Origin of the sequence: Actinosynnema pretiosum (assembly GCF_002354875.1) — a bacterium.
Lineage (GTDB): Bacteria > Actinomycetota > Actinomycetes > Mycobacteriales > Pseudonocardiaceae > Actinosynnema > Actinosynnema auranticum.
Genome location: NZ_CP023445.1, coordinates 5,666,715 through 5,687,736 on the forward strand (window position 1 = coordinate 5,666,715; position 21,022 = coordinate 5,687,736).

At 72.4% G+C, this 21,022-nt stretch carries 14 protein-coding genes and 1 pseudogene; 7 read left to right on the top strand and 8 right to left on the bottom strand.

From position 1 onward, the window contains the following. Positions 1 to 14 precede the first annotated feature (14 nt). Positions 15 to 917: a LysR family transcriptional regulator gene (locus tag CNX65_RS23960; protein ID WP_096495785.1), complete on the bottom strand. Its 903-nt coding sequence runs from the start codon at positions 915 to 917 to the stop codon at positions 15 to 17. An 85-nt stretch (positions 918 to 1,002) separates the two neighbouring features. Here CNX65_RS23960 and CNX65_RS23965 point away from each other — a divergent pair, with 85 nt between their 5' ends. Beyond that, positions 1,003 to 2,334 carry an aspartate aminotransferase family protein gene (locus tag CNX65_RS23965; protein ID WP_096495786.1) on the top strand — a complete coding sequence of 444 codons (1,332 nt, stop codon included), beginning with the start codon at positions 1,003 to 1,005 and terminating at the stop codon, positions 2,332 to 2,334. 431 nt (positions 2,335 to 2,765) lie between these two features. Then, positions 2,766 to 3,329, top strand: a complete 564-nt coding sequence (locus CNX65_RS23970) for a hypothetical protein (RefSeq protein ID WP_096495787.1) — start codon at positions 2,766 to 2,768, stop codon at positions 3,327 to 3,329. A gap of 538 nt (positions 3,330 to 3,867) precedes the next feature. Here the strand turns inward: CNX65_RS23970 and CNX65_RS23975 are convergent. Then, on the bottom strand, positions 3,868 to 4,206 hold the full coding sequence (locus tag CNX65_RS23975) for a nitroreductase/quinone reductase family protein (RefSeq protein ID WP_096495788.1): 339 nt from the start codon (positions 4,204 to 4,206) through the stop codon (positions 3,868 to 3,870). A gap of 639 nt (positions 4,207 to 4,845) precedes the next feature. On the opposite strand from CNX65_RS23975, the gene CNX65_RS23980 reads away from it, so the two are divergent. After that, the gene (locus CNX65_RS23980) at positions 4,846 to 6,576 is read left to right on the top strand and encodes an RICIN domain-containing protein (protein ID WP_177154331.1); all 1,731 of its coding nucleotides are present in this window, start codon (positions 4,846 to 4,848) and stop codon (positions 6,574 to 6,576) included. A gap of 79 nt (positions 6,577 to 6,655) precedes the next feature. On the opposite strand, the pseudogene CNX65_RS23985 reads toward CNX65_RS23980, so the two are convergent. Continuing rightward, positions 6,656 to 8,177, bottom strand: a pseudogene (locus CNX65_RS23985) (serine/threonine-protein kinase). 452 nt (positions 8,178 to 8,629) lie between these two features. On the opposite strand from CNX65_RS23985, the gene CNX65_RS38400 reads away from it, so the two are divergent. Then, the gene (locus tag CNX65_RS38400; RefSeq protein ID WP_157767820.1) at positions 8,630 to 10,813 is read left to right on the top strand and encodes a choice-of-anchor A family protein; all 2,184 of its coding nucleotides are present in this window, start codon (positions 8,630 to 8,632) and stop codon (positions 10,811 to 10,813) included. Between the two features lie 66 nt (positions 10,814 to 10,879). On the opposite strand, the gene CNX65_RS23995 is transcribed toward CNX65_RS38400, so the two are convergent. After that, complete coding sequence (locus tag CNX65_RS23995) at positions 10,880 to 11,425, bottom strand: DUF1697 domain-containing protein (protein WP_096495789.1); 546 nt, start codon at positions 11,423 to 11,425, stop codon at positions 10,880 to 10,882. Between the two features lie 616 nt (positions 11,426 to 12,041). Between CNX65_RS23995 and CNX65_RS24005 the strand changes: the two genes are divergently transcribed. Together CNX65_RS24005 and CNX65_RS37990 are read left to right on the top strand one after the other, a co-directional pair. Beyond that, positions 12,042 to 13,373 carry a cytochrome P450 gene (locus CNX65_RS24005; RefSeq protein ID WP_157767821.1) on the top strand — a complete coding sequence of 444 codons (1,332 nt, stop codon included), beginning with the start codon at positions 12,042 to 12,044 and terminating at the stop codon, positions 13,371 to 13,373. A gap of 49 nt (positions 13,374 to 13,422) precedes the next feature. Next, positions 13,423 to 15,327, top strand: a complete 1,905-nt coding sequence (locus CNX65_RS37990; protein ID WP_096495791.1) for a hypothetical protein — start codon at positions 13,423 to 13,425, stop codon at positions 15,325 to 15,327. Between the two features lie 70 nt (positions 15,328 to 15,397). Here the strand turns inward: CNX65_RS37990 and CNX65_RS24015 are convergent, their stop codons facing one another. The 3 genes from CNX65_RS24015 to CNX65_RS24025 all read right to left on the bottom strand — a co-directional run bounded on the left by CNX65_RS24015 (position 15,398) and on the right by CNX65_RS24025 (position 17,785). Then, positions 15,398 to 16,132: a polyprenol monophosphomannose synthase gene (locus CNX65_RS24015; RefSeq protein WP_096495792.1), complete on the bottom strand. Its 735-nt coding sequence runs from the start codon at positions 16,130 to 16,132 to the stop codon at positions 15,398 to 15,400. 132 nt (positions 16,133 to 16,264) lie between these two features. Further along, positions 16,265 to 16,855, bottom strand: a complete 591-nt coding sequence (locus CNX65_RS24020) for a TetR/AcrR family transcriptional regulator (RefSeq protein WP_096495793.1) — start codon at positions 16,853 to 16,855, stop codon at positions 16,265 to 16,267. Between the two features lie 63 nt (positions 16,856 to 16,918). Then, positions 16,919 to 17,785, bottom strand: coding sequence for an NmrA family NAD(P)-binding protein (locus CNX65_RS24025; protein ID WP_232519983.1), 867 nt, complete (start codon positions 17,783 to 17,785; stop codon positions 16,919 to 16,921). Between the two features lie 177 nt (positions 17,786 to 17,962). Here CNX65_RS24025 and CNX65_RS24030 point away from each other — a divergent pair, with 177 nt between their 5' ends. Further along, the gene (locus CNX65_RS24030; RefSeq protein WP_157767822.1) at positions 17,963 to 18,670 is read left to right on the top strand and encodes a GAP family protein; all 708 of its coding nucleotides are present in this window, start codon (positions 17,963 to 17,965) and stop codon (positions 18,668 to 18,670) included. 76 nt (positions 18,671 to 18,746) lie between these two features. On the opposite strand, the gene CNX65_RS24035 is transcribed toward CNX65_RS24030, so the two are convergent. Next, positions 18,747 to 20,807 (bottom strand): MDR family MFS transporter, encoded by a 2,061-nt coding sequence (locus CNX65_RS24035; protein WP_096495796.1) that lies wholly within the window; start codon positions 20,805 to 20,807, stop codon positions 18,747 to 18,749. Positions 20,808 to 21,022: the final 215 nt, after the last annotated feature.

Consider the following 21,022-nt stretch of genomic DNA (forward strand, 5'->3'; position numbering starts at 1 on the left):
CGCCACCCACGCCGCTACGGCCGGGAGATCCCCGGCGGCGTGGGCAACCGGCGCAGGGTCTCCAGCACCAGCTCGACCCCGGTCGGCCGCCGAGCGCCCCTGCGCACCACCGCGGTGATCGTGCGCGTCACCTCCGGCACCAGCTCACGCCGAACCAGCCGGTACCGCTCGTCCACCGCCAGCGCGGGCAGCAACGCCACCGACAACCCCGCCTCGACGTGCTGGAGCGTCATCAGGTAGTTGCTGAACCGGCACACCACCCGAGGCTCGAACCCGGCCTGACGGCACAACCGCGTCGTCAGGTTCGCCATGTAGGACCCCGGCACGTCCAGCGCCCACGGCTCATCCGCGAACGCCGCGAGATCCACCGGCCCCCGCGCGCCCCGGTGCTGCGGCAGGACCAGCACCACCGGATCGACCGCCAGCGGCACCACGTCCAGATCAGGCCCCAGCGGGACCTCCACGAAGTCCGCCGTCGTGATGACCAGATCAGCGTCCCCCACCCGCAGAGCGCGCAGGCTCTCGTGCGGTTCCAGCTCCAGCAGCTCGACCTGGAGGTGCGGGTGCGAGCGCGCCAACTGGAGCACAGCGGGCACCGCGAGGGTGTGGATCCCGCTCTGGAACGTGCCCACCCGCACGAGCCCGGCGGGCTCCCCACCGAGCCCGAGCAGCTCGGCCTCCACGGTGTCCATGTGATCGAGGATCTCCCGCGCCCGCCGCGCCAGCAGCTGCCCGGCCGACGTCAACCGCACCCGCCGCCCGGTCCGCTCCAGCAACCGGGTGCGCGTCTCGGCCTCCAGCACCGACAGCTGCTGGGACACGGTCGACGCGCTCAGCGAAGCAGCCTCAGCGACCGCGCGCACGGTGCCCAGGGTCTCCAGCTGGCTCAGCAGCCGCAGCCGCCACGGGTTCAGCACACCTCCATTCTTGTTCGGCCACACCGAACAGGACAGTCGAAATCATGAGATGGACCCGATGCTCGCCCGGTCGTAGCTTCAGGTCATGGCCACTGCGCACAGCGACTCGTCGGACCCCGCCTTCTGGTCGGACGTGGACCGCCACCTGGTCCGCTACGGCGGCACGTTCACCCCGGAGATCATCAGCAGCGCCGAGGGCAGCTTCCTGCGCACCGAGGACGGCCGCCGCATCCTGGACTTCACATCCGGCCAGATGAGCGCCATCCTCGGCCACTCCCACCCCGAGGTGGTCGAGACGGTCCGCCGACAGGTCGGCACGCTGGACCACCTGTTCAGCGGGATGCTCAGCCGACCGGTGGTCGACCTCGCCCGCCGCCTCGCGAACACCCTCCCGGACCCGCTGCAGAAGGTCCAGCTACTGACCACCGGCGCGGAGTCCAACGAGGCCGCCCTGCGCCTGGCCAAGCTCGCCACGGGCAAGCACGAGATCGTCTCGTTCGCCCGCTCGTGGCACGGCATGACCCAGGGCGCCGCAGGCGCCACCTACAGCGCGGGCCGCAAGGGCTACGGCCCCACGGCTCCCGGCAACTTCGCCCTCCCCTCCCCGAACACCTACCGCCCGGACTTCACCACCCCGGACGGAACCCTGGACTGGCGCCGCCAGCTGGACTTCGGCTTCGACCTGATCGACGCCCAGTCCACCGGCAGCCTCGCGGCCTGCCTGGTCGAACCGATCCTGTCGTCGGGCGGCGTCCTGGAACCCCCACCCGGCTACTTCGCCGCCCTCCAGGAGAAGTGCCGCGAGCGCGACATGCTCCTGATCCTGGACGAGGCCCAGACCGGCCTGTGCCGCACGGGCACCTGGTACGCGTTCGAGCGCGACGGGATCGTCCCCGACATCCTGACGCTCTCCAAGACCCTGGGCGCGGGCCTACCGCTGGCCGCGGTGATCACCAGCGCCGAGATCGAGGAGCGCGCCCACGAACGCGGATACCTGTTCTTCACCACCCACGTCTCCGACCCGCTGGTCGCCGCCGTGGGCAACACCGTGCTGGACGTGCTCGAGCGTGACGACCTGGCCGCCCGCGCGACCAAGCTCGGCGACCAGCTCCGCACCGGCCTCGACCGCCTCGCGAGCGAGCACGAGGTGGTCGGCGACATCCGAGGCCGAGGCCTCCTCGTCGGCCTGGAACTGGTGGCCGATCGGAGCACCAAGCAGGGCTCGGACGAGCTGGGCGCCGCGGTCACCCGCCGCTGCCTGGAACTGGGCCTGCACATGAACATCGTGCAGCTCCCCGGCATGGGCGGCGTCTTCCGGATCGCCCCGCCGCTCACCGCGACCGAGGACGAGCTGGCCCTGGGCCTGGAGATCCTGGACCAGGCGCTGACCGACGTGACCAAGGGCAAGTCCACCTAGCCCGCAGTCCCCCGCTCAACTCCCGCACGATCCAGCTCACCGCACTGGCCAGTTCACTGCGCAACCGGCCAGCTCACCGCATGGCTCAGCACCACCCTCACCGGGTTCGCCAATCGCGCCCGCCGACCGCACCGGGTTCGCCCGCACGCCGAGCCCGGTGCGCGCGGAGCCCTGCCGACCCGACCGGCCTGGCCCACCCGCGTCCGCGCTCAGCGCGCCGCTCCGCCGGGAAGGCCCCCCGACCGGACCTCCCAGGAGCACGGCGACCCGTTCGCCACCGAGGGCGAACCGGCCGAACGGCCACTGCTCCCAACCGCACCCTCCCCTCTCCCAGCTCTCGAACCAGCGGCGGTGACGCCGCGTCGTGGCACCAACGATACGGCGTCGTCATCCCGTTGACAACCCGTTGCCGTCGTCATTACGATGACGACATGGGAACCGGGAACTACGAGTCAATCCGCGACGCGGTCATCAGCGGGATCGAGGACGGCGACGCCACGAAGGTGTTGAACGCCCTGATCAGCCTGCGTGAACTGCGCGAGGAGCTGGCCCAGTGGGAGCCGGAGCTCATCGCCGCGGCGCGGGACGCGGGCATCAGCTGGGCGGAACTGGCCCTGGCGCTGGGTCTGGCCAGTCGCCAAGCAGCTGAGCGCCGCTACCTGCGCCTGCGGGAGGCCGGACCTGACTCGACGGCCGAGGGCCGGGTCCGAGCCGAGCGGGACCGCCGCGCGGGCGAACGCGCGGTGGCCAAGTGGGCGCGCAGCAACTCGATCGAACTGCGCGGTCTGGCCAGTCAGGCCGGGCAGTTCGACATGGTGGTGCGACACGCCCTCATCACCTACGACGACACCGCCGAGCTGCTCCCCCCGCTGCTGGCCGCGCAAGAAGCGGTCCGCGACCAGGACCCGACCCTGGCCACGGAGATCCGGCGGATGGAAGAGCTCAGTGAGGAGGTGCGTCGGGAGGTGCAGGCGGCGCGCGACGCGAAGTCCTGACCACCGAGCCGAGCGGGTCGAACCCGACGTGGCGGCGAGGGCGCCCTCGTCACCACCCGAGTCCGACCCGCTCGACGAGGACGGTCAGCCTTTCGGAAGCGCGCGAAGGGCAAAGCCGAACAGCGGCGCGGAGCCGAAGCAGTGATCGCTGAACCCAGCCAGCGTGAACGATCGCTCCGCGACAGGCACTCCCGGGAGTGCGCTGCCCGGCACGCCCTCGGAGGCGGATCGCTATCGGGTGCACCCGATAGCGATCCCCCACCGGGCTGGGATGACAACACAGGCGATGACAACGCAGGCAGAAGCAGGCATGGGCACCACCAGGCCAGCGCAGTCAGATCAGTGCCGCCAGGTGAAGGCCGCCAAGTGAAGACCGTCAACCGAAAGCCGGTGCCAGCACGGGCCGTTGGGTGAGGCCGCTACCCGCACAGACAGGCAGACGCAGGCCGGTGCCGACAGCGCCGGGTCAAAGCCAGTGCTGGCGCCACCAGGCGAGGACTGATGCCTGCGCCAGCGGGTGGAGCGGGGTGCGGCGTGGTCAGCGCTGGGCGCTGTCCAGGCGCACGGTCACCTCGACCTGGCGTGTGGACGCTCGTCGGGCGGTCGCGTGGCCGGGGCGGTTGGCTCCGTCGAGTTCCAGGGACAGGCGACCGCCGTCGCCGGTGAAGTTGCGCCACCACGACTTGCGGTCCGGCATCATCACCTTGATCAGCACGGTGTCGCCGGTGCGGGTGTAGCCGACCGGGGTGGTGAACGTGCGGCCGGAGCGGCGGCCGGTGTAGGTGACGATGGTGATGCGCTTGCGCACCGCGCCGCCCCAGCGGCGGGACGCGCGCAGGCGCAGGACGAGTTTGTTGAAGCCGGTCACGAAGCGCATCGGCAGACGGTCTTGCTTGGTCACCCTGCCCCCAGAGGGAAATGGTTTCTTCCCGGTCGAAGGTAGCGCTGTTCGCGGGGCGCGCCAGGGCGGTGGACCGAAGTGGGAGAAAGCGGTTCGCGGCGCTCTCAGTTGATCACCCCTGGGTACCGGTGCGCGCACCTGAGCGGAACCGGAGCGCGCTGCCCCTGGTGAGGGTGGAGGCACGTGGACGTGGTGACGCCGTTCACATGCGTGACCAGTGGCGGGAAATTCTGTTCACATGCTTGATCGGGGAACATTCTTCGAGCTCCTCCGGAGATCGTTTGTTGATCAAACGCACGGGCGGTGAACTGGCCGTTCGACTCGTTCGAGTTTTATCGACTGGGACGTTCGACGAAAAGTCCCTTATTGACCGGTTCCGAACAGCCTCCTAACATCCGGCAGCACAACGGGTTCCCACCCCGAAGACTTGAGGAAGTGCCTGGGAGGCAACGTGTTCGCCCTGCCCACCACTGCCGCGCGCCAGTCAACACGGTCCGTTGGGAGGTTTTTTTGCGAGCGCGGTTCCGACTTATCGCGGAGGTGGGAGGAAATGCGCTTGAACACGGGGTGCGCATTCGCGCTCTCCGTCGCCGACGGTTGTGGAACGAGGTCGTGATGGGTGTGCAGGTGAATCCGGTGGAGGCCGGGCGGGCGCGTGGGGCGCGCACCGCCGGGGTCGCCGCCGCGGCCACGGTGGTGACGCTCGCGGGCGGGCTGCTGCTCTGGCCGTCCGCTCACCCCGCGAACGCGGCGGTGGGCGCGGGGACCTACACCGTGACCAGCGGTGGCAGCGGGTTGTGCCTCGGCTCGCCCGGTGCGGCGGCGGACGCGCAGTTGCAGTTGCAGGCGTGCACGGGCGCCGACGGCCAGAAGTGGGTGCTGACGTCGGTCAGCGGCGGGTTCCGGATCACCTCGGTGTCCACCGGGCTGTGCGTCGGGGTGGCGGGGGCGGCCACGAGCGCGGGCAAGGCGATCCAGCAGCAGTCGTGCTCCGGCGGGGCCGGGCAGGTGTGGTCGCTGACCGAGAGCGGCTCGAACCACCGGGTGGTCAACCCGAACGCCGACAAGTGCATGAACACCAAGGACAACGCCACGACGGCGGGCGCCGCGGTGCAGACGAACTCGTGCGACAGCGCGGCCTCCAAGCAGTGGGGCTTCACCCCGGCGGGTGGCGGTCAGCCGACGACGACCACCACCGGTGGCGGTAGCACGACCACGACCACCAAGCCGCCGGTGACGACCACGACGCCGCCGCCGAGCGGTTCGGCGATCTACGCCTCGCCCAGCGGGACGGACGGCGCCGCGGGCACCGAGGCCGCGCCGACGACGCTCACCTCGGCGATCTCGCGCGTCGCGTCCGGCGGGACGATCTACCTGCGCGGTGGCACGTACCGGTTCTCCAGCACGGTGTCGATCCCGCAGGGCCGCAACGGCACGGCGAGCAAGCGCACCCAACTGTTCGCCTACTCGGGTGAGACCCCGGTGCTGAACTTCTCGGCGCAGAGCGAGGACCCTGCGAACCGGGGTCTGGCGCTGAACGCGTCGTACTGGCACGTGCGCGGCATCGTCGTGGAGCGCGCCGGGGACAACGGCATCTTCATCAGCGGCAGCAACAACGTCGTCGAGCGGACCGTGACCCGGTTCAACCGGGACAGCGGCCTCCAGCTGTCGCGGGAGCTGTCCAGCACGCCGAAGGACCAGTGGCCGTCGAACAACCTGGTCCTCAGCTCCGAGTCGCACGACAACGCGGACTCGGACGGCGAGGACGCCGACGGGTTCGCCGCGAAGCTGACCTCGGGGCCGGGCAACGTGTTCCGCTACACCGTGTCGCACAACAACATCGATGACGGCTGGGACCTCTACACAAAGACCGACACCGGCCCCATCGGCGCGGTGACGATCGAGGACTCGCTGGCGTACGGCAACGGCACGCTGAGCGACGGCTCGCAGGCGGGCAACGGCGACCGCAACGGCTTCAAGCTGGGCGGTGAGGACATCGCGGTGAACCACGTGGTCCAGCGCACCATCGCCTACAACAACGGCAAGCACGGCTTCACCTACAACCGCAACCTCGGCAAGATCACCATGTCGAACAACGTGAGCGTCGACAGCACCGAGCGGAACTTCAACTTCGACGGTGGCACGTCGGTGTTCCGCAACAACGTGTCCTGCTACAGCAGCGGTGGCACGAAGGACAAGACGATCGGCGACGTGGACTCGTCCAACCAGTTCTGGTCGGGGTCGAACGGCTCGAAGTGCTCCGCCTACTCCGGCAAGCTGACCTGGTCGTTCGCCTCTGACGGGCGGTTGGTCGTGAGCTTCGGCGGCAAGGTGGTCACCCCGTAGTCGCGACGTCCACGAGGCCGGTGCGGGAGTCCCGCGCCGGCCTCGTGGGTTGTGCGCATCCCGATGAGCGCCGTCGGGCTCACTCGGTCATGAGCGGCTTGGCCGGCTTCGCGCCGTCCGCCCGGCCGACGAAGCAGTAGACGACGCGGCTGGAGGAGCGGTGGCCGTTCTCCACGCGCATCCGCCACGCCTCCTCGGTCGGCACGAGCACCCGGTAGCGCAGCGCCTTCTCCTTGTCCTCCCCCTTGACGTCGGAGGAGTGGAACACGCTGGTGCACTTCGTGCCGCCGATCCTGGTCAGCTCCGCCAGCGACGGATAGGGCTCGTCCTCCTGGGGCTTCTTGCCGGCCAGGAAGCTCTCCATCAGCTGGACGTCGTGCTCGCCGTAGCAGCCGACCCGGTTCTCCGACTCGACCTCCGGGGCGCCCTTCGCGGGAAGCCAGCCGTTCAGGCACTGCTTCGAGGAGAGCGGCAGCCAGTCGGACTCGATGTCGCCGCCCGTCCCGAGGGTGAGCACCGGTTGCCTGGTGGGTGACGAGGCAGGGCCGACCAGGTCGAGGTCGTGGAGGTTCAGGTTGATCATGGGCTTGAAGACGGTGACGTAGAGCAGGACGACCGCGCCCAGCGCGAAGAGGGTGGTCAGGGTCGCCGAGATGGCCAGGCCCTTGCGCTGCTCGTGCTCGACCTCCCGGACGAGGGACGGACCCGCGCTGGTCGTCGCGCGTCGGGGCTCGGCGGCTGGCTCTGCACCGCGCGGGGTGGGGCGCGTTCTGCCGCCTAAGGCGTCGCCGTCACCACGTGCGGAGGAGAGGGGCGTGGTCGGGTGGACGGGTGGGACTCGGACGGTAGCCGGGTCGGCGGACTCCCCCGCCGCCCGTTCGGCCAGCGCCGCGGCGCGCTCGGTGGTCAGGCGGCTGGTCGGGTCGGGGTCGAGCAGGGCGTTGACCAGGTCGGCCAGCGGACCCGGCGGCAGTTCGGGGCGCGGGCGCTCGTTGAGCACCGCCAGCAGGGTCGCCGAGGTGGTCTCGCGCTCGAACGCGCCCCTGTCCTGGGTGGCGTAGAACAGGGTCGCGCCCAGCGCCCACAGGTCCCGGGCCGGGGACGCGGGGGCTCCGGAGAGGCGTTCGGGGGACATGGAGGCGGGTGAGCCGATCAGCGAACCGGTCGCGGTGAGCCTCGGGTCGTCGAACGACTGGGCGATGCCGAAGTCGGTGAGCTTGGCCGAGCCCTTGGCGGGGACCATCACGTTGCCCGGCTTGACGTCCCGGTGCACGACCCCGGCCTCGTGGGCCTCCCCCAGCGCGGCCAGCAGCTGCCCGGCGAGCACCGCCGCCGCGCGGGGACAGCGGACCGTCCCGCTCGACCAGGTCGTCGAGCGTCGGGGCCTTGATCAGCTCCATGACGACGGAGGTCTGGTCGTGCTCGGTGATCAGGTCGTGGACGGTGACCACGGCCGAGTTGGAGAGCCTGCTGGCGATCCTGGCCTCGCGCAGCACGCGTTCGCGGTAGACCACGCGTTCGGCTTCTGGCACTCCCACCGGCAGCAGCAGCTCCTTGACCGCCACGTCCCGCCCGAGCACGGTGTCCTGCCCGAGCCACACGACACCCGTGCCGCCGCGCCCCAGCTCCCGGATCAGCTGATAGCGCCCACCTCACGCATGGTCCGGGAGTCTGGCAGTCGGGTGTGACAGTTCCGCGCCGGTGAGTTCTCGCAGGTCAGAGCAATCCAGTTGGACGCCGCAAACTACCCCGGATGCCCTAACGGGTGAACTCTAAATAGACCTCTCCCCAGGGCCGCTTTGTGCGGTGAACACCCGCCGAAATCTCTACCGTTTACCCCGTAGACCACCACGCGCCGCGTGCATGTGGATCACGACCCCGTCGGGTGGGGACGACGTCCACAGAGCTCGCCGCACACCACGAGGGAGGCACTACCAGGGAAAACTGAGGATTTTAGGCAGGCTTCACCCCATCGGGTAGGCCACTTCGTTTTAAGCGTGATGCAGCTCACCAGTCGCTGGTCCGAAAGGGTGAGTGCCTCACCATCGGGGTCATGCGTTTGAGTCGTCTGTCCGCGGTGGCGGGCATCGCCGCCGTGGTGGTGGGTGCGACCGCGGTCATCATCACCACCGCAGCCGCCGCGGGTGGAGGTCTTGCCACAGCAGGGCCCGGCCCGTGCGTCGGCGCCGCCTGCCCGAGCCCGTACCCACAAGTGGGACCCAAGCAGTCCTCGGGGTTCGCCGGTCGGGACGAGGCGATCAACGTCTTCGTCGGCCGGTCGTTCACCGCGACCGGGTACGCGGCCGAGGCGGAGGGGCGGCTGGTCGTCGGCGGGGACTTCACGCTCGACAAGACGGGCGGGGAGCTCGGGTACGACGTGGGCGTGGCGGGGCTCGGTTCGCAGGTGCCGCCGCCGGAGGGGGCCGACTTCCTGACGGTGGGCGGGAGCCTGGGGATCGCGCGGGACAACACGTTGCGCACGCAGGACAACGGGGTGGTCCGGTACGCGGGCGCGCGGACCGGTGCGGGCGCCGTGGAACCCGCGCCCGTGCACGACAGCGGTGCTTTCTCGCCGTACAGCGGGATCAGCGCCGGGCTGCGCAGCACGAGCACGTGCTACGCGGCGAAGCCCTCGAACGGGACCGTGACGCAGGACGAGCTGTCGACCCTGTTCACCGGGGACGGCCACTCGGCGCTGCAGGTGTTCACCGTGCCGGGGAGCATCGCCGCGCCCGACGGGGGGATGCAGGGGATCGGCTTCGCGGACATCCCGGACGGCGCGACCATCCTGATCAACATGGTCGGTGCGGCTCCGCACGTGACGACCTGGTCGGGGTCGCCGAACGGGCGCGACCAGATCGACCGGTACGGGCAACGGATGCTATGGAACTTCCCGAACGCGGACAGCGTGGCGCTGGACGGCGCGTCGGAGTTCCAGGGCAGCGTGCTGGTGCCGAACGCGGACAGCACGACCCTGGTGACCGTGCCGGGGTTCAGCGGGCGGTTCTTCACGGCCGGGTCCGCGGTGCACGGGAGCAGCAGCGTGGGGTCGGGCAACGAGTTCCACGCGTACCCGTTCACGGGTGTGGTGGCGGGGTGCGAGGCCGCTGCGCCCAGCACGACCGCGGACAGCACGACGACGAACAGCGCGACCGCGACGATGACGACGACCACCGGGCCCGCGGTGACCACGACAGACGGGCCGGTGACGACCACGACGACAGGGGGCACGACGACAGGGGGAACGACACCGGGGAGCACGACGAGTGAGGCGGCGACCGGAACCACGACGGCGCCCGTTGTGGGGACGACCACGGCGGATGCGGTCACGCCGACCACGACCACGGGTGGGACGACCACAACGGGGACGACGACCGGTGCGGCGCCGAGCGCGCCTACCGGTGAGGAGAGCGCGCCGACCACCACGACCGAGGCGGTGGGGACGACGACCAGCGCGCCGGAGTTGACGACGGCTCCGGTGTCGAGCACGGCTGCGCCGACCACCACCACGGCTCCGGTGGCGACGACGAGCGCGATCGTGCCGCCGCCGACCGCTCCGGCGCCTGCGCCGATCACGACCACGACCACACCGACGACGTTGACCACCACACCGCCTGCTGCGCCGGGCACCACGACCACCGGGGTGGCACCGACGAGCACGACCGGTGTTGTTGGGCCTACGAGCACGTCCAATCCTGTGGCGCCCAATCCTGTGGCGCCGACCAGTGGCGGTGCGGTTCCCACGACCACCGGTGGGCCTACCACCACGATCGGGGGTCCTACTACGACGAGCGCGCTGGGACCGACGACCACGACCGGTCGGAGGCCGCTGGTGGGGCGGCCGGTGCCGAACCAACCTGTTCTCGGCGCGCCGACCACGACGTCGGAGTACTTCGTGACCGCGCCTGGGCTTCCCGAGGAGGACGTCTGGGTGCCGGGCGCGCCTGAGCCCGAGGACGGTCCGGAGCGGGATGCGCCGGGGCAGAGCGTTCCAGGGGCGGCTGATCCGACGGGCACGGCCGGGAACACGACCACCACCGGAGCGGCGGGGGCCGACGGGTGGGGTGGATCGGTTCCGGGTGGTGACGGGGCGCGGGCGGTTGGAGGTGGGGGTGTCGGTGGCGCTGGTGGGTTGGCGCAGACCGGGGGGCCGTTGCCGTTGTTCCTGTGCGCGGGGGTGCTGGTGATGATCGGGGGCGTGGCGTTGTTGGCGATCTCCCGGACGCATCGGGCGTGACGTGGGGGTGCTCCGGCGCTGAGCGGGTCGTGGGGGTGCCACGACCCGCGTCGGGTGGGCGCTGCGTCAGGCGGACTTGTCGCGCAGGGCGAGCACGGTGTTCCAGTTGCGCGCGGTCGCCACGCGGACGTTCAGCTTCTTCGCCAGGTAGGTGTGGGTGAGCTTGCTGTTGCGGACGCCTTCCGGGGACCACTGGTAGATCGCGCGCTCACCGGCGGCGAAGCGGTCGGGCAGGTGGGTGGTCGGGTCGATCGCGGCGAACAGGGTCGGGTCCACCGGGCCGGACAGGAACGTCACCAGGAAGCGGGACGGTTCCGATTCGGCTTCCGGCAGCGGGTTGGCCGCGATCAGGGCGGTCAGGTCGTCGTGGGTGACGATCAGGCAGCCGATGTCCAGGCCGAGGCGGTCCTTGATGGACTGTTCGACCTCGACGGTCAGGGCCTCGTCCGTGGCCGTGGCGGACGTCGGGGTGAAGATCGCGTTGCCGCTGTTGAGGTGGGTCGACACCCCGGTGTGGCCGAGGTCGGTGAGCAGGGCGCGCAGGTCGGCCATGGGGACCTTGTTCTTGCCGCCCACGTTGATCCCGCGCAAGAGCAGGACTCGGGCGCTCACGCGGGCAGTCCCGTGCGGTCGCGGCGCGGGCGGGGGGCGGGTGGGGTGGTCATCCGGGCTCCGGTTCTGCGGGGCGGTGCTTTCGCTGGGCAGCGGTTCGCTGTGGTTACTACCAGAGTGGTCGGCCCGGTGAGGGGTGATCGTGGGTATGGGGGCGGCGAGGTTGCGAGGTTGCGGGGCGGCGGCGCGCTTAGGCGGCGAGATGGCAGGGCGGTGAGGCGGCGGGGCGGCAGAGCGGCATGGCGGCGGGACGGCAGGGCGGCAGGGCGGCGGGGCGGCGGGGCGGCGGGGCGGCGGGGGCTGCGAAGCGGTGGGGCGGTGGAGGTTGCGAAGCGGTGGGGCGGTGGAGGTTGCGTGGTGTGGGGGGTGGAGGTTGCGTGGTGTGGGGGGTGAGGTTCTTCCCCCTTCTTGGCGATCTGGTTCGGAAAGCGGTTCACCGGAGTCGGCACTAGCCTGAAAAAACCCGGCTGACCAGCGGTTTCGTTTCATGCGTGATGGATCTGCGCGGGGCTGTCGCAGTGCTTTCGCAGGATCGTGGGACGTCAGAGGGCACCAGTGCCGAATCGCGTGGCTGGGGTCGCTGCGCCCGCCCCGCCCAGGACCAGGGAGGCCGATGATGACGACCGCGCTCCTGCCGCCGTCCGCCCCCGGCGGGTTGCCGCTGCTGGGGCACCTGCCCGCGTTGGCGAGGGACCCGCTGGGGTTCTTCCTCGGGTTGCGCGCGCACGGGCCCGTGGTGCGGATCGGGCTGGGTACTCGGGTGGCCTACGTGCTGACCGAGCCCGAACTGGTGCGCAGGGTGCACGTGTCCGAGCAGCACCGGTTCGACAAGGGCGGGGCGCTGATCGAGAAGGTGCGGGACTACGCGGGGAACGGGTTGGCCACCTGCCCGGCCGCCGATCACGCGGTGCAGCGGCCGTTGATGCAGCCCGCGTTCCAGCGGGACCGGCTGGTCGGGTACGGGACCGTGGTGCGGGACGCGATCGAGGAGGTCACCGGGGAGTGGACGCACGGCCGGGTCGTCGACCTGAGCGTGGAGATGCACCGGTTGACCACGTTGGTGACCTCGCGGACGTTGGTGGCCGCTGACCGGGGAGCGCCCGCCGCCGGGCGGATCGCGGAGGGGCTGCCGGACATCACCAGGGGCATGTACTGGCGGATGGTGGTGCCGGGGAAGGTGTTCCCGCGCATCCCGCTCCAGGTGAACCGTCGGTTCGACGAGCAGACCGCGCGCACCCGCGCCGCCGTGGACGCGGTGGTCGAGCAGTACCGGGCCGATCCCGCCGATCGGGGGGACCTGCTGTCGGCGGTGCTGGCCGCCTGCGAGGAGGACCCCGATCCGCGTCGGGCGGTGTACGACCAGGTGATCACGCTGCTGACCGCCGGGGTGGAGACGGCGGCGTCGGCGATGACGTGGACGTTGCGGGCCGTGGACGGCGCCCCCGAGGTGCGGGACCGGATCGTCGAGGAGGCAGTGGGGGTGCTGGGCGGGCGGGTGCCCGCGCACGCCGACCTGGCCTCGCTCGGGCACGCGCAGCGGGCGGTCACCGAGGCGCTGCGGTTGCGGCCCCCGGTGTGGCTGGTGAGCCGGTGCGCCACCGAGGACGTGGACTGGCCGGAGGGGCGGATACCGGCGGGCGCGGACGTGTTCTTCAGCCCGTACGCGCTGCACCGGGACGAGGCCGTGTTCCCCGAGCCGGAGGTGTTCGATCCGGGGCGGTGGGCGGCCGAGCGGGTCACGGCGGCGCAGCGCGGGGGGTTCTTCGGGTTCGGCGCGGGGCGGCGCAAGTGCATCGGGGACGCGTTGGCGGTGAACGAGGTGACCGCCGTGGTGGCGGCGGTGCTGAGCCGGTTCCGGCTGGTCCACCGGGAACCGGGGCTGGCGACCACGACCACCCGGATGCTGTTGATGCCGTCCGCGACGTGGGTGCGGGTGGAGCGCCGGTGAGGTCCGGGACGCGAGGTGCTGGTGAGCGGCGGGGCGGAGTGGGGCGTCGGTGAGGCTCGACCTGTGGGACGCGCGGGGCTGCGGGTTGGTGGACGACGGGGTCGTGGGGCTGTTGGACGGGGTGGGGCCTGCGGCTGGTGGGCCCGCGGGTCCGGGTGGTGCGGTGACCTACCTGGTGGGGTTGCCGGAGTACGAGCCGTACCGGTCGGCGCGGTTGCCCCGGCCCGCCGGGGGGCTGGCGGCGGCGCGGCGGGTGCTGGAGGTGTTCCGGTCGGTCGAGCTGCGGGAGTGCGCGGTGGCCAGTCCGCTGGCCGGGGTGGCGCGCGGGGTGGCCTCGGCGGCGGTGCGGGGCGGGGACGGGCCGGTGGGTCGGGGGTTGGCGCTGGCCGCGTCGGTCGTGCCGCGCAAGGGGGGTGAGGTCGGGCGGTTGTGGGAGGAGTACCGGCGGCGGGTGCCGGGGGCGACCGAGCCGGGCATGGCGGTGCGGGACCTGTGGGGCAGCGCGTACGCGTGGCAGTTCATCCGGGCGGACGGGCGGGTGCTGGACGTGTGCGGGTCGTTGTTGGCGCTGACCTCGGCGGTGGACTACTGCGGCGCGCCCGACGATCCCGGCGCGGGGGCGCGGTGGGCTTACGCGGCGGTGGCCAGCGAGGGGTTGGAGCTGCTGTCCGGGCCCGCGGTGGCGCGGGCGGTGCTGGACGTGGCGGCGGTGGGCGGGTTGATGGCGCTCAAGGACGGGTTGCCCGCGCCGGGTGGGGCGGGAGCGGGGCAGGCTGGGGCGGGTGGTCGGGCGCCGGGTGGCCAGGGGGCGAACGGCTGGAGCTCGGGCGGCCGGGCGTCAAGCGGCCGGGCGTCAAGCGGCTGGAGCTCGGGCGGTCGGGCGTCGGGCGGCCGTGGAGCGAGCGGTTGGGGCTCGGGTGGTCGGGGCACGGGTGGCCGGGCTTCGGGCGGTGTGGACGTGGGGCTCGTGGACCCGGCCGGGTACGCGTTGGCGCGGGCGTGGGACGGGGCGGTGGGGCCGTACCTGCGGTTGCCGCTCGGCACGGGTGAGTACCGGCGGTTGGCGGGGGGCGAGGGCGAGTTCCGGGGGTTCTCGGGGTGTCGGGCGATCCGGCGGGCCGTGGAGAACATCGTGCGCTACAACGACATCACCGACGCGGTGACCGACTTCGCGCACGGGGAGAGCTTCAACGAGGTGAACCTCGCGCTGGCGCTGGGCGGGGCGTCCGCGGTCACCGGGTTCGGGGCGGCGCTGGCCGAGCTGACCGACGCGGCGCTGGAGTGCGGGTGCGGGGCGGACGGGCACGAGGAGGCCGCGGAGGTCTCGATGGGCGCGGCGCTGTGGTACCTGCTGATGCCGCGCTACCTGGTGGGGGCGCAGTTCGCCGCGTTCCGGGCGGCCGGGGGCGAGGTGGCGCGGGCGTACCGGGTTCCGGCTGCGCGCGAGCGGTCCGCCGGGTGCTCGGTCGTGGACTCGGACGTGCTGTTCGACGTGGACTGGTCACCGCTGTGGGTGGTGCGGGCGGATCCGGTGGGGGTGCGGGCGGAGCGGGTGGCGCGGCGGGCGGTGCTGCCGGGCGGGGACGGGGCGGGGTGCGCGGCGCGGGCGCGGGACGTGCTGGCGCGCTGCGGGGAGGCCGAGCCCGCCGACCTGCGGGAGGTGGACTGGCCGGGGGTGTTCGACGCGGCGCTGGCCGCCGCCGGGGCGCCGCCCGCGCCCGCGCTGCGGGAGCTGGTGGCGGTGGTGTGGCGGCAGGTGGTGCTGGGCGAGGAGGTGGTCCGGGACGCGCGGCTGCTGGTGGACGTGGACGTCGCGGTCCGGGACAGCTACGCGGCGCCCGGTGGGCTCGCGGCGCGCAGGGCGTTCTTCGGGGTGCTGAGCGGCGCGGTGGAGCTGGCGGGGCTCAACCCGTACGGCAGGCTCGCCGACGGGTTGGCCGCGCTGTGCCGGTGAGGGGCCGCCGGGTGGGAGCCGCCGGTGAGAGCGCTCCCCGCACCTGACGTGGGAGCGCTCTCGCGCGGGCTCAGCCCCGCTTGCCGAAGCGGAACTTCCACGGCATGACCGCGGATTCCAGCTGCACCTTGAGCGTCATCTTCGACGCGCCCTCGGCCCGCTCCTCGAACGTGATCGGCACCTCGGCGATGCGCTTGCCCGCCTGGACGACCCGGTGGTTCATCTCGACCTGGAACGAGTACCCGTTGCTGCGGATCGTGCCGAGGTCGACGGCGCGCAGGGCGTCCGCCTTCCACGCCTTGAACCCGGCGGTCGCGTCGCGCACCCCGAGCTTGAGGATCGTGTTGACGTAGGTGTTGGCCCACGCGGACAGCAGCCTGCGGTGCCAGGCCCACTCGCTGGCCGCCGACCCGCCCGGCACGTACCGGGAGCCGAGGACCACGGCGGCGTCGGTGGTGGCGAGGGTCTCGACCATGGTCGGGATGACCTCGGACGGGTGGGACAGGTCGGCGTCCATCTGGACCACCACGTCCGCGCCCTCGGCCAGCGCGCGCGTCATGCCCGCGACGTAGGCCCGGCCGAGGCCGTCCTTCTCGGTGCGGTGCAGCACGCCCACGACGTCGGGGTGCTCGCGCGCCAGGGCGTCGGCGACGTCGCCGGTGCCGTCCGGGGAGCTGTCGTCGACGACCAGCACGCGCAGGTCCTCGACGGGCAGCGCGAGCAGTTCGGCGACGAGCACGGGCAGGTTCTCCCGCTCGTTGTAGGTCGGCACGACCACGACGACCTTGGTGGGACTGTTCTCCATCGGGGGTTCCTCAGCAGCACCGGCGGGCAGCGAAACGCTGTTACTCACGGTGACCGTAGCGCATGGGCGGTCAGCCCGCCGCCCGTTCGCGCGAGGCGCTCCCCCTGTCCGGCCGCACCCGGCCGACGCCGGTCAGGCGGGGCCGAGGAGCCGGTCGGCCAGCTCGCGCAGGTGCCCGCGCACCCGCTCGCCGCTCCAGCCGCGCTGGTCGACCAGGTGCTCGACGAGGTCGATCCTGGTCGCGGAGAGCAGCACGTGCGCGGTCCAGTCGGCCCGGTCCGCGCCGACCAGCTCGGCCGCCAGCTCGGCGAGCAGGGTGTGCGCGGTGCGGTAGTTAGCGGAGTCGAACAGGCTGGTGCTCTCCGCCTCGGGGCCCAGGCTCTCCAGGACAAGCGCGATGCGGCGGTTGTCCAGCTTGACCGAGACGATCGCGTCCAGGACGGCCAGGGCGCGCTCGTGGGCCGGGACGCCGGGGCCCAGCGGGGGTGGTCCGGAGGTGATGGCCTCGTAGAGCGCGCCGAACCGGGTGGCGTAGACCGCGCGGACCAGGCCCGCGCGGTCGCCGAACCGGCGGAACAGGGTGCCCTTGCCGACGCCCGCCGACGCCGCGATGTCGTCCATGGTGACGGCGAGCGGGTCGGTGGCGGCCTCGAACAGGGCGCTGGCGGCGTCGAGGATGGCCCGCCGGTTGCGGGCGGCGTCGGCGCGTTCCCTCACGACCACGGTGGTTCTCCCGTCCTGGTCCGGACTCGGCGCTGAATCGGGGTCCGCGCCGATCCTAGGGGTTCAGCGGCGCCGGTCGGTTCCGCCGGTCTTCTCCCGCTGGGCGGCGGCGCGGGCGGTCGCGAAGTCCCGGAACGAGCGGGGTTCCCGGCCGGTGACGGTCCGGACGGCGGTGGTGGTGCGGTCTTCCGCGCCCGCCGCGATGGCGGTGTCGCCCCGGGCGAGCAGGGCGGCGAACTCGGCGGGGATGCCCGCTTCGGCGTAGCGGCGCTGGAACTCGGCGGCGGTGACGGCGGTGTGCGTGATCTCGCGGCCGAGGACGTCGGTGAGGACGGCCGCGATCTGCTGGTACGACAGGCTTTCCGGGCCGGTGAGGATCAGGTCGGTGTTGAGCGGGTCGGGGCGCAGGAGCGCTTCGACGGCGACGCGGGCGATGTCCTCGGCGTCGATGAACGCGACTTTGCCGTCACCGGTGGCGGTGGTGATGGTGGAGTGCGCGCGGACGCTGTCGGCGTGCAGGTGGTGGTCGGTGAGGTTCTGCATGAACCAGCTGGGGCGCAGCACGGTCCACTCGTCGAACAGCTCGGGGAGCGCCGGGTGCACGCTGCCCGCCGCCGGGCCGCCCGGTGGGAGCATGGCGGCGCTGAGCAGCACGGCCCTGCGCACGCCGGAGTCCTTGGCGCGCTTGAGGAACGGGAGCATGACGCGCTGCGGTTCGGGGTCGCCCGCGGGTGGGACGAGGTAGACGGCGGTGGCGCCGTCGAGGGCGGCGGCGTGGGTCGCGGGATCGTGCCAGTCGAAGCTCGGGTTCGCGGAGCGGGAGGCTGCGGTGACGGTGGCGCCGCGCGCGAGGAGCCCGGCGACGACGTGGCGGCCGGTGGTGCCGTTGGCGCCGGTGACGAGGACGTGGGGCGTTTCAGTGGTGGTCACGGGCCCTCCGGAATTAAGCGGACTGTCGGTCCACATCAACGTTACGGACTGTCGGTCCGCTTGACAAGCCCGTGCTCCGGTCGGGCCACTCCCCTCCCCCGCCTTGGCTGCCCGCCGCTGCGCCACCCCGCGCCCACTACCCTGGTCCGCCGACGTGCCGGAGACCGGGGGGATCGCGTGGGCGTCAAGGACCTGATCACCGTGGGCGGACTGGCCCTGCTGGACTCGCTGAACATCACCCTGTTCCTGGTCACCCTGCACCTGCTGCTGGCGCACCGCAGGCCGCTGTCGCGGGTTCTCGTGCTGCTGGGCGTGTTCGCCGGGGTGTACGCGGTGGTGGGGATCGCGGTCGTGGCGGGCGCGGGGGTGGCGCTGGGCGCGATCGGCGAACGCGGTGTCGACCACGTCCAGCTGGTCGCGGGCGTCGCGCTGCTGCTGTACGGGCTGCTGGCGAAGGTGGACCGGCCGCCGCGCGACGATGAGGCGTCCGCCGGTCGTGGGCACCTAGTGGTGGCCGGGCTCGCGCTGGCGGTGGCGGCGGTGGAGGTCGCGACGGCGCTGCCGTACCTGGCCGCGCTGGCGACGATCGGCCGCGCGGACCCCGGTCCGGGCGCGGGGTCCGCGCTGGTGGTGGCGTACTGCCTGGTGGTGGTCGCGCCGTGCCTGATCGCCGCGCTGGCGTACCTCGCCCACCGGGAGCGGTGGCACGAGCGGTTCTCGGGGCTGGCCACCAGGTTGCGCTCGGGGGACGGCGGGCGGCGCGGGGTGCTGCTGCTGTGCGTGGTCGCCGGGTTCTACGTCGCCGGGGACGCCTTGGCGCGCTTGGAGTTCTTCGGCTTGGTCGACCTGACCGACGAGCAGCTGCGGCAGATCCGGGGCGGGTGACGGTCAGGAGGTGGTCGCGGACGGGCCGGACAGGGTCGTCAGGACGATCGCATGTCCCCTGCACGAGGGACAACGGTCAGCCGCGCTGGAGCTCGCGCTGCTGCTCCAGCATGAGCCTGCGGGTGATCCGCCGGACCGCCGCGCGCACCTCGCCGTCGACGGTGTCCGGGTCGCGCTGGGCGGTCCAGTCGGCGAGCTGGTCCAGCAGCCACGCGGTCCACGCCTCGATCAGGGCGGTCACGGTCGTGGACGCGGCCGGGGTGAGGGCGAGGTGGCCGTCGGCGGTGCGGGTGAGGTGGCCCTCGGCGGCGAGGGCGTCGTAGAACGAGGTGAGCACGCCGTGCGGCAGGCCGACCTGGTCCTCGACGTCGGACTGGCGGGTGCGCTCGCCGAGCAGCTCGGCGCGCAGGTGGATGCCCAGCAGCGCCCACGCGGCGGGCAGCTCCAGCGGCAGGCCGGAGCGGGCGAGGACCTGGCGGGGCATGTCCGGGTTGTGGCCCGCGACCCGGCCGATCAGGTTCTCCAGCTGGGTGTCGGGGTGCTGGTCGGTGGGCATCGCGAAGCCCTCGCCCGCGCCCCTCGCGGCCTCGCGGGCGGTGCCCCGGATCTCGACCTGGGGCAGCAGGAACGCCACCAGCAGGCCGAGGAGCGCGATCGGCACGGCGGCCAGGAACACGGTGTGCAGGGCGTCGGCGTAGGCGGTGACGATCGGCTGCCGGGCGGCGTCGGGGAGGGCGTGCAGGGCCTCGGGGGTGGTGATCGCCGCCGGTGGGACGCGCGTCTGCGCGAGCGCGGGCGGGAGGGTCTCGGCGAGGCGGTTGGCGTAGACGGTGCCCATGATCGAGGCGCCGAAGGAGCTGCCGAGCGAGCGGAAGAACGTGACGCCGGAGGTGGCGGCGCCGAGGTCGCGGTAGTCGGCGGTGTTCTGCACGACGATCGTGAGCACCTGCATGACCAGGCCGATCCCCGCGCCCAGCACGAACATCGCCAGCGACTGGGCGGCGATCGAGGACTCAGGGTCCAATGTGGACAGAAGGTGCATGCCGACGGCGGTGACGGCCGCGCCCGCGATGGGGAACGGGCGGTAGCGGCCGGTGGCCCCGACGACCTGGCCGGACAGCAGCGCGGTGATCAGCAGGCCGAGCACCATGGGCAGGGTGCGCAGGCCGGACGAGGTGGCGGACGCGCCGCTGACGTACTGGAGGTACGAGGGCAGGAACGTGAGCGCGCCCATCATGGCGAAGCCGACGATGAAGCTGAGCAGCGAGGCGACCGCGAACACCTTGCCGCGGAACAACCTCATCGGCAGGATCGGCTCGGGGACGCGGTTCTCCACCACGACGAACAGGGCCAGCGCGACGGCGGAGCCCGCGAACAGGCCGATGATCGTGGCCGAGCCCCAGGGGTGCTCGGTGCCGCCCCAGGTGGTGGCGAGCGTGAGTCCGCTGGCGCCCAGCGCGATCAGGGCGGCGCCCCAGTAGTCGATCCGGGGTTTGCCGCGCTCGCCCGCGCCGGGGATGGCCCTGGCGGCGAGCGCGATGACGGCGAGCGCGAGTGGGACGTTGACGTAGAACGCCCAGCGCCAGGACAGGTGGTCGGTGAACAGGCCGCCGAGCAGCGGGCCGACCACGGTCGTCACGCCGAACACCGCGCCGAGCGCGCCCTGGTACTTGCCGCGCTCGCGCAGCGGGATGACGTCGGCGATGAGCGCGGTGGCGGTGACGGCGATCCCGCCGCCGCCGATGCCCTGCAGCGCGCGCATCGCGATGAGGCCGCCCATGGTGTCGGCGGCGCCGCAGAAGAACGAGCCGACGATGAACACCACGACGCTGACCTGGAACACGGCCTTGCGGCCGAACAGGTCGCCGAACTTGCCCGCCAGCACGGTCGCGACGGTCTCGGCGAGGATGTAGGAGGTGACCACCCAGCTCATGTGCCCGGCGCCGCCGACCTCGCCGACTATGGTGGGCAGCGCGGTCGCGACGATGGTCTGGTCGAGGGCGGCGAGGAGCATCCCCAGGACGATCACGCCGAAGATGACGTTGACGCGGGCCTTGGACAGGCTGGGCGGGGCGGCGGTGTGCCCGTCGTCCTGCGCGGCGCGGGGGGCGGGGAGTCCGGGTTCCGTGACGCTCATCTGGGGCTTCCTCCGCGCGCGGGCGACGTTGGCTCAAGCCTTTGGTGGGTCCCGGAGGGACGGTAGGCGCGGGTTCCCGACCTCGCCATCCGGGCCCACCGGGGTGCGCGCGGTGGGCGTTCTTGGCCTCCCGTTCGGGTGCAGAGGTTCCCTCGACCAGGTGGTGGCCTCACGGATGACGCGCGCCGGGGAGGGTCTTGTGGTTTCGCCACCTG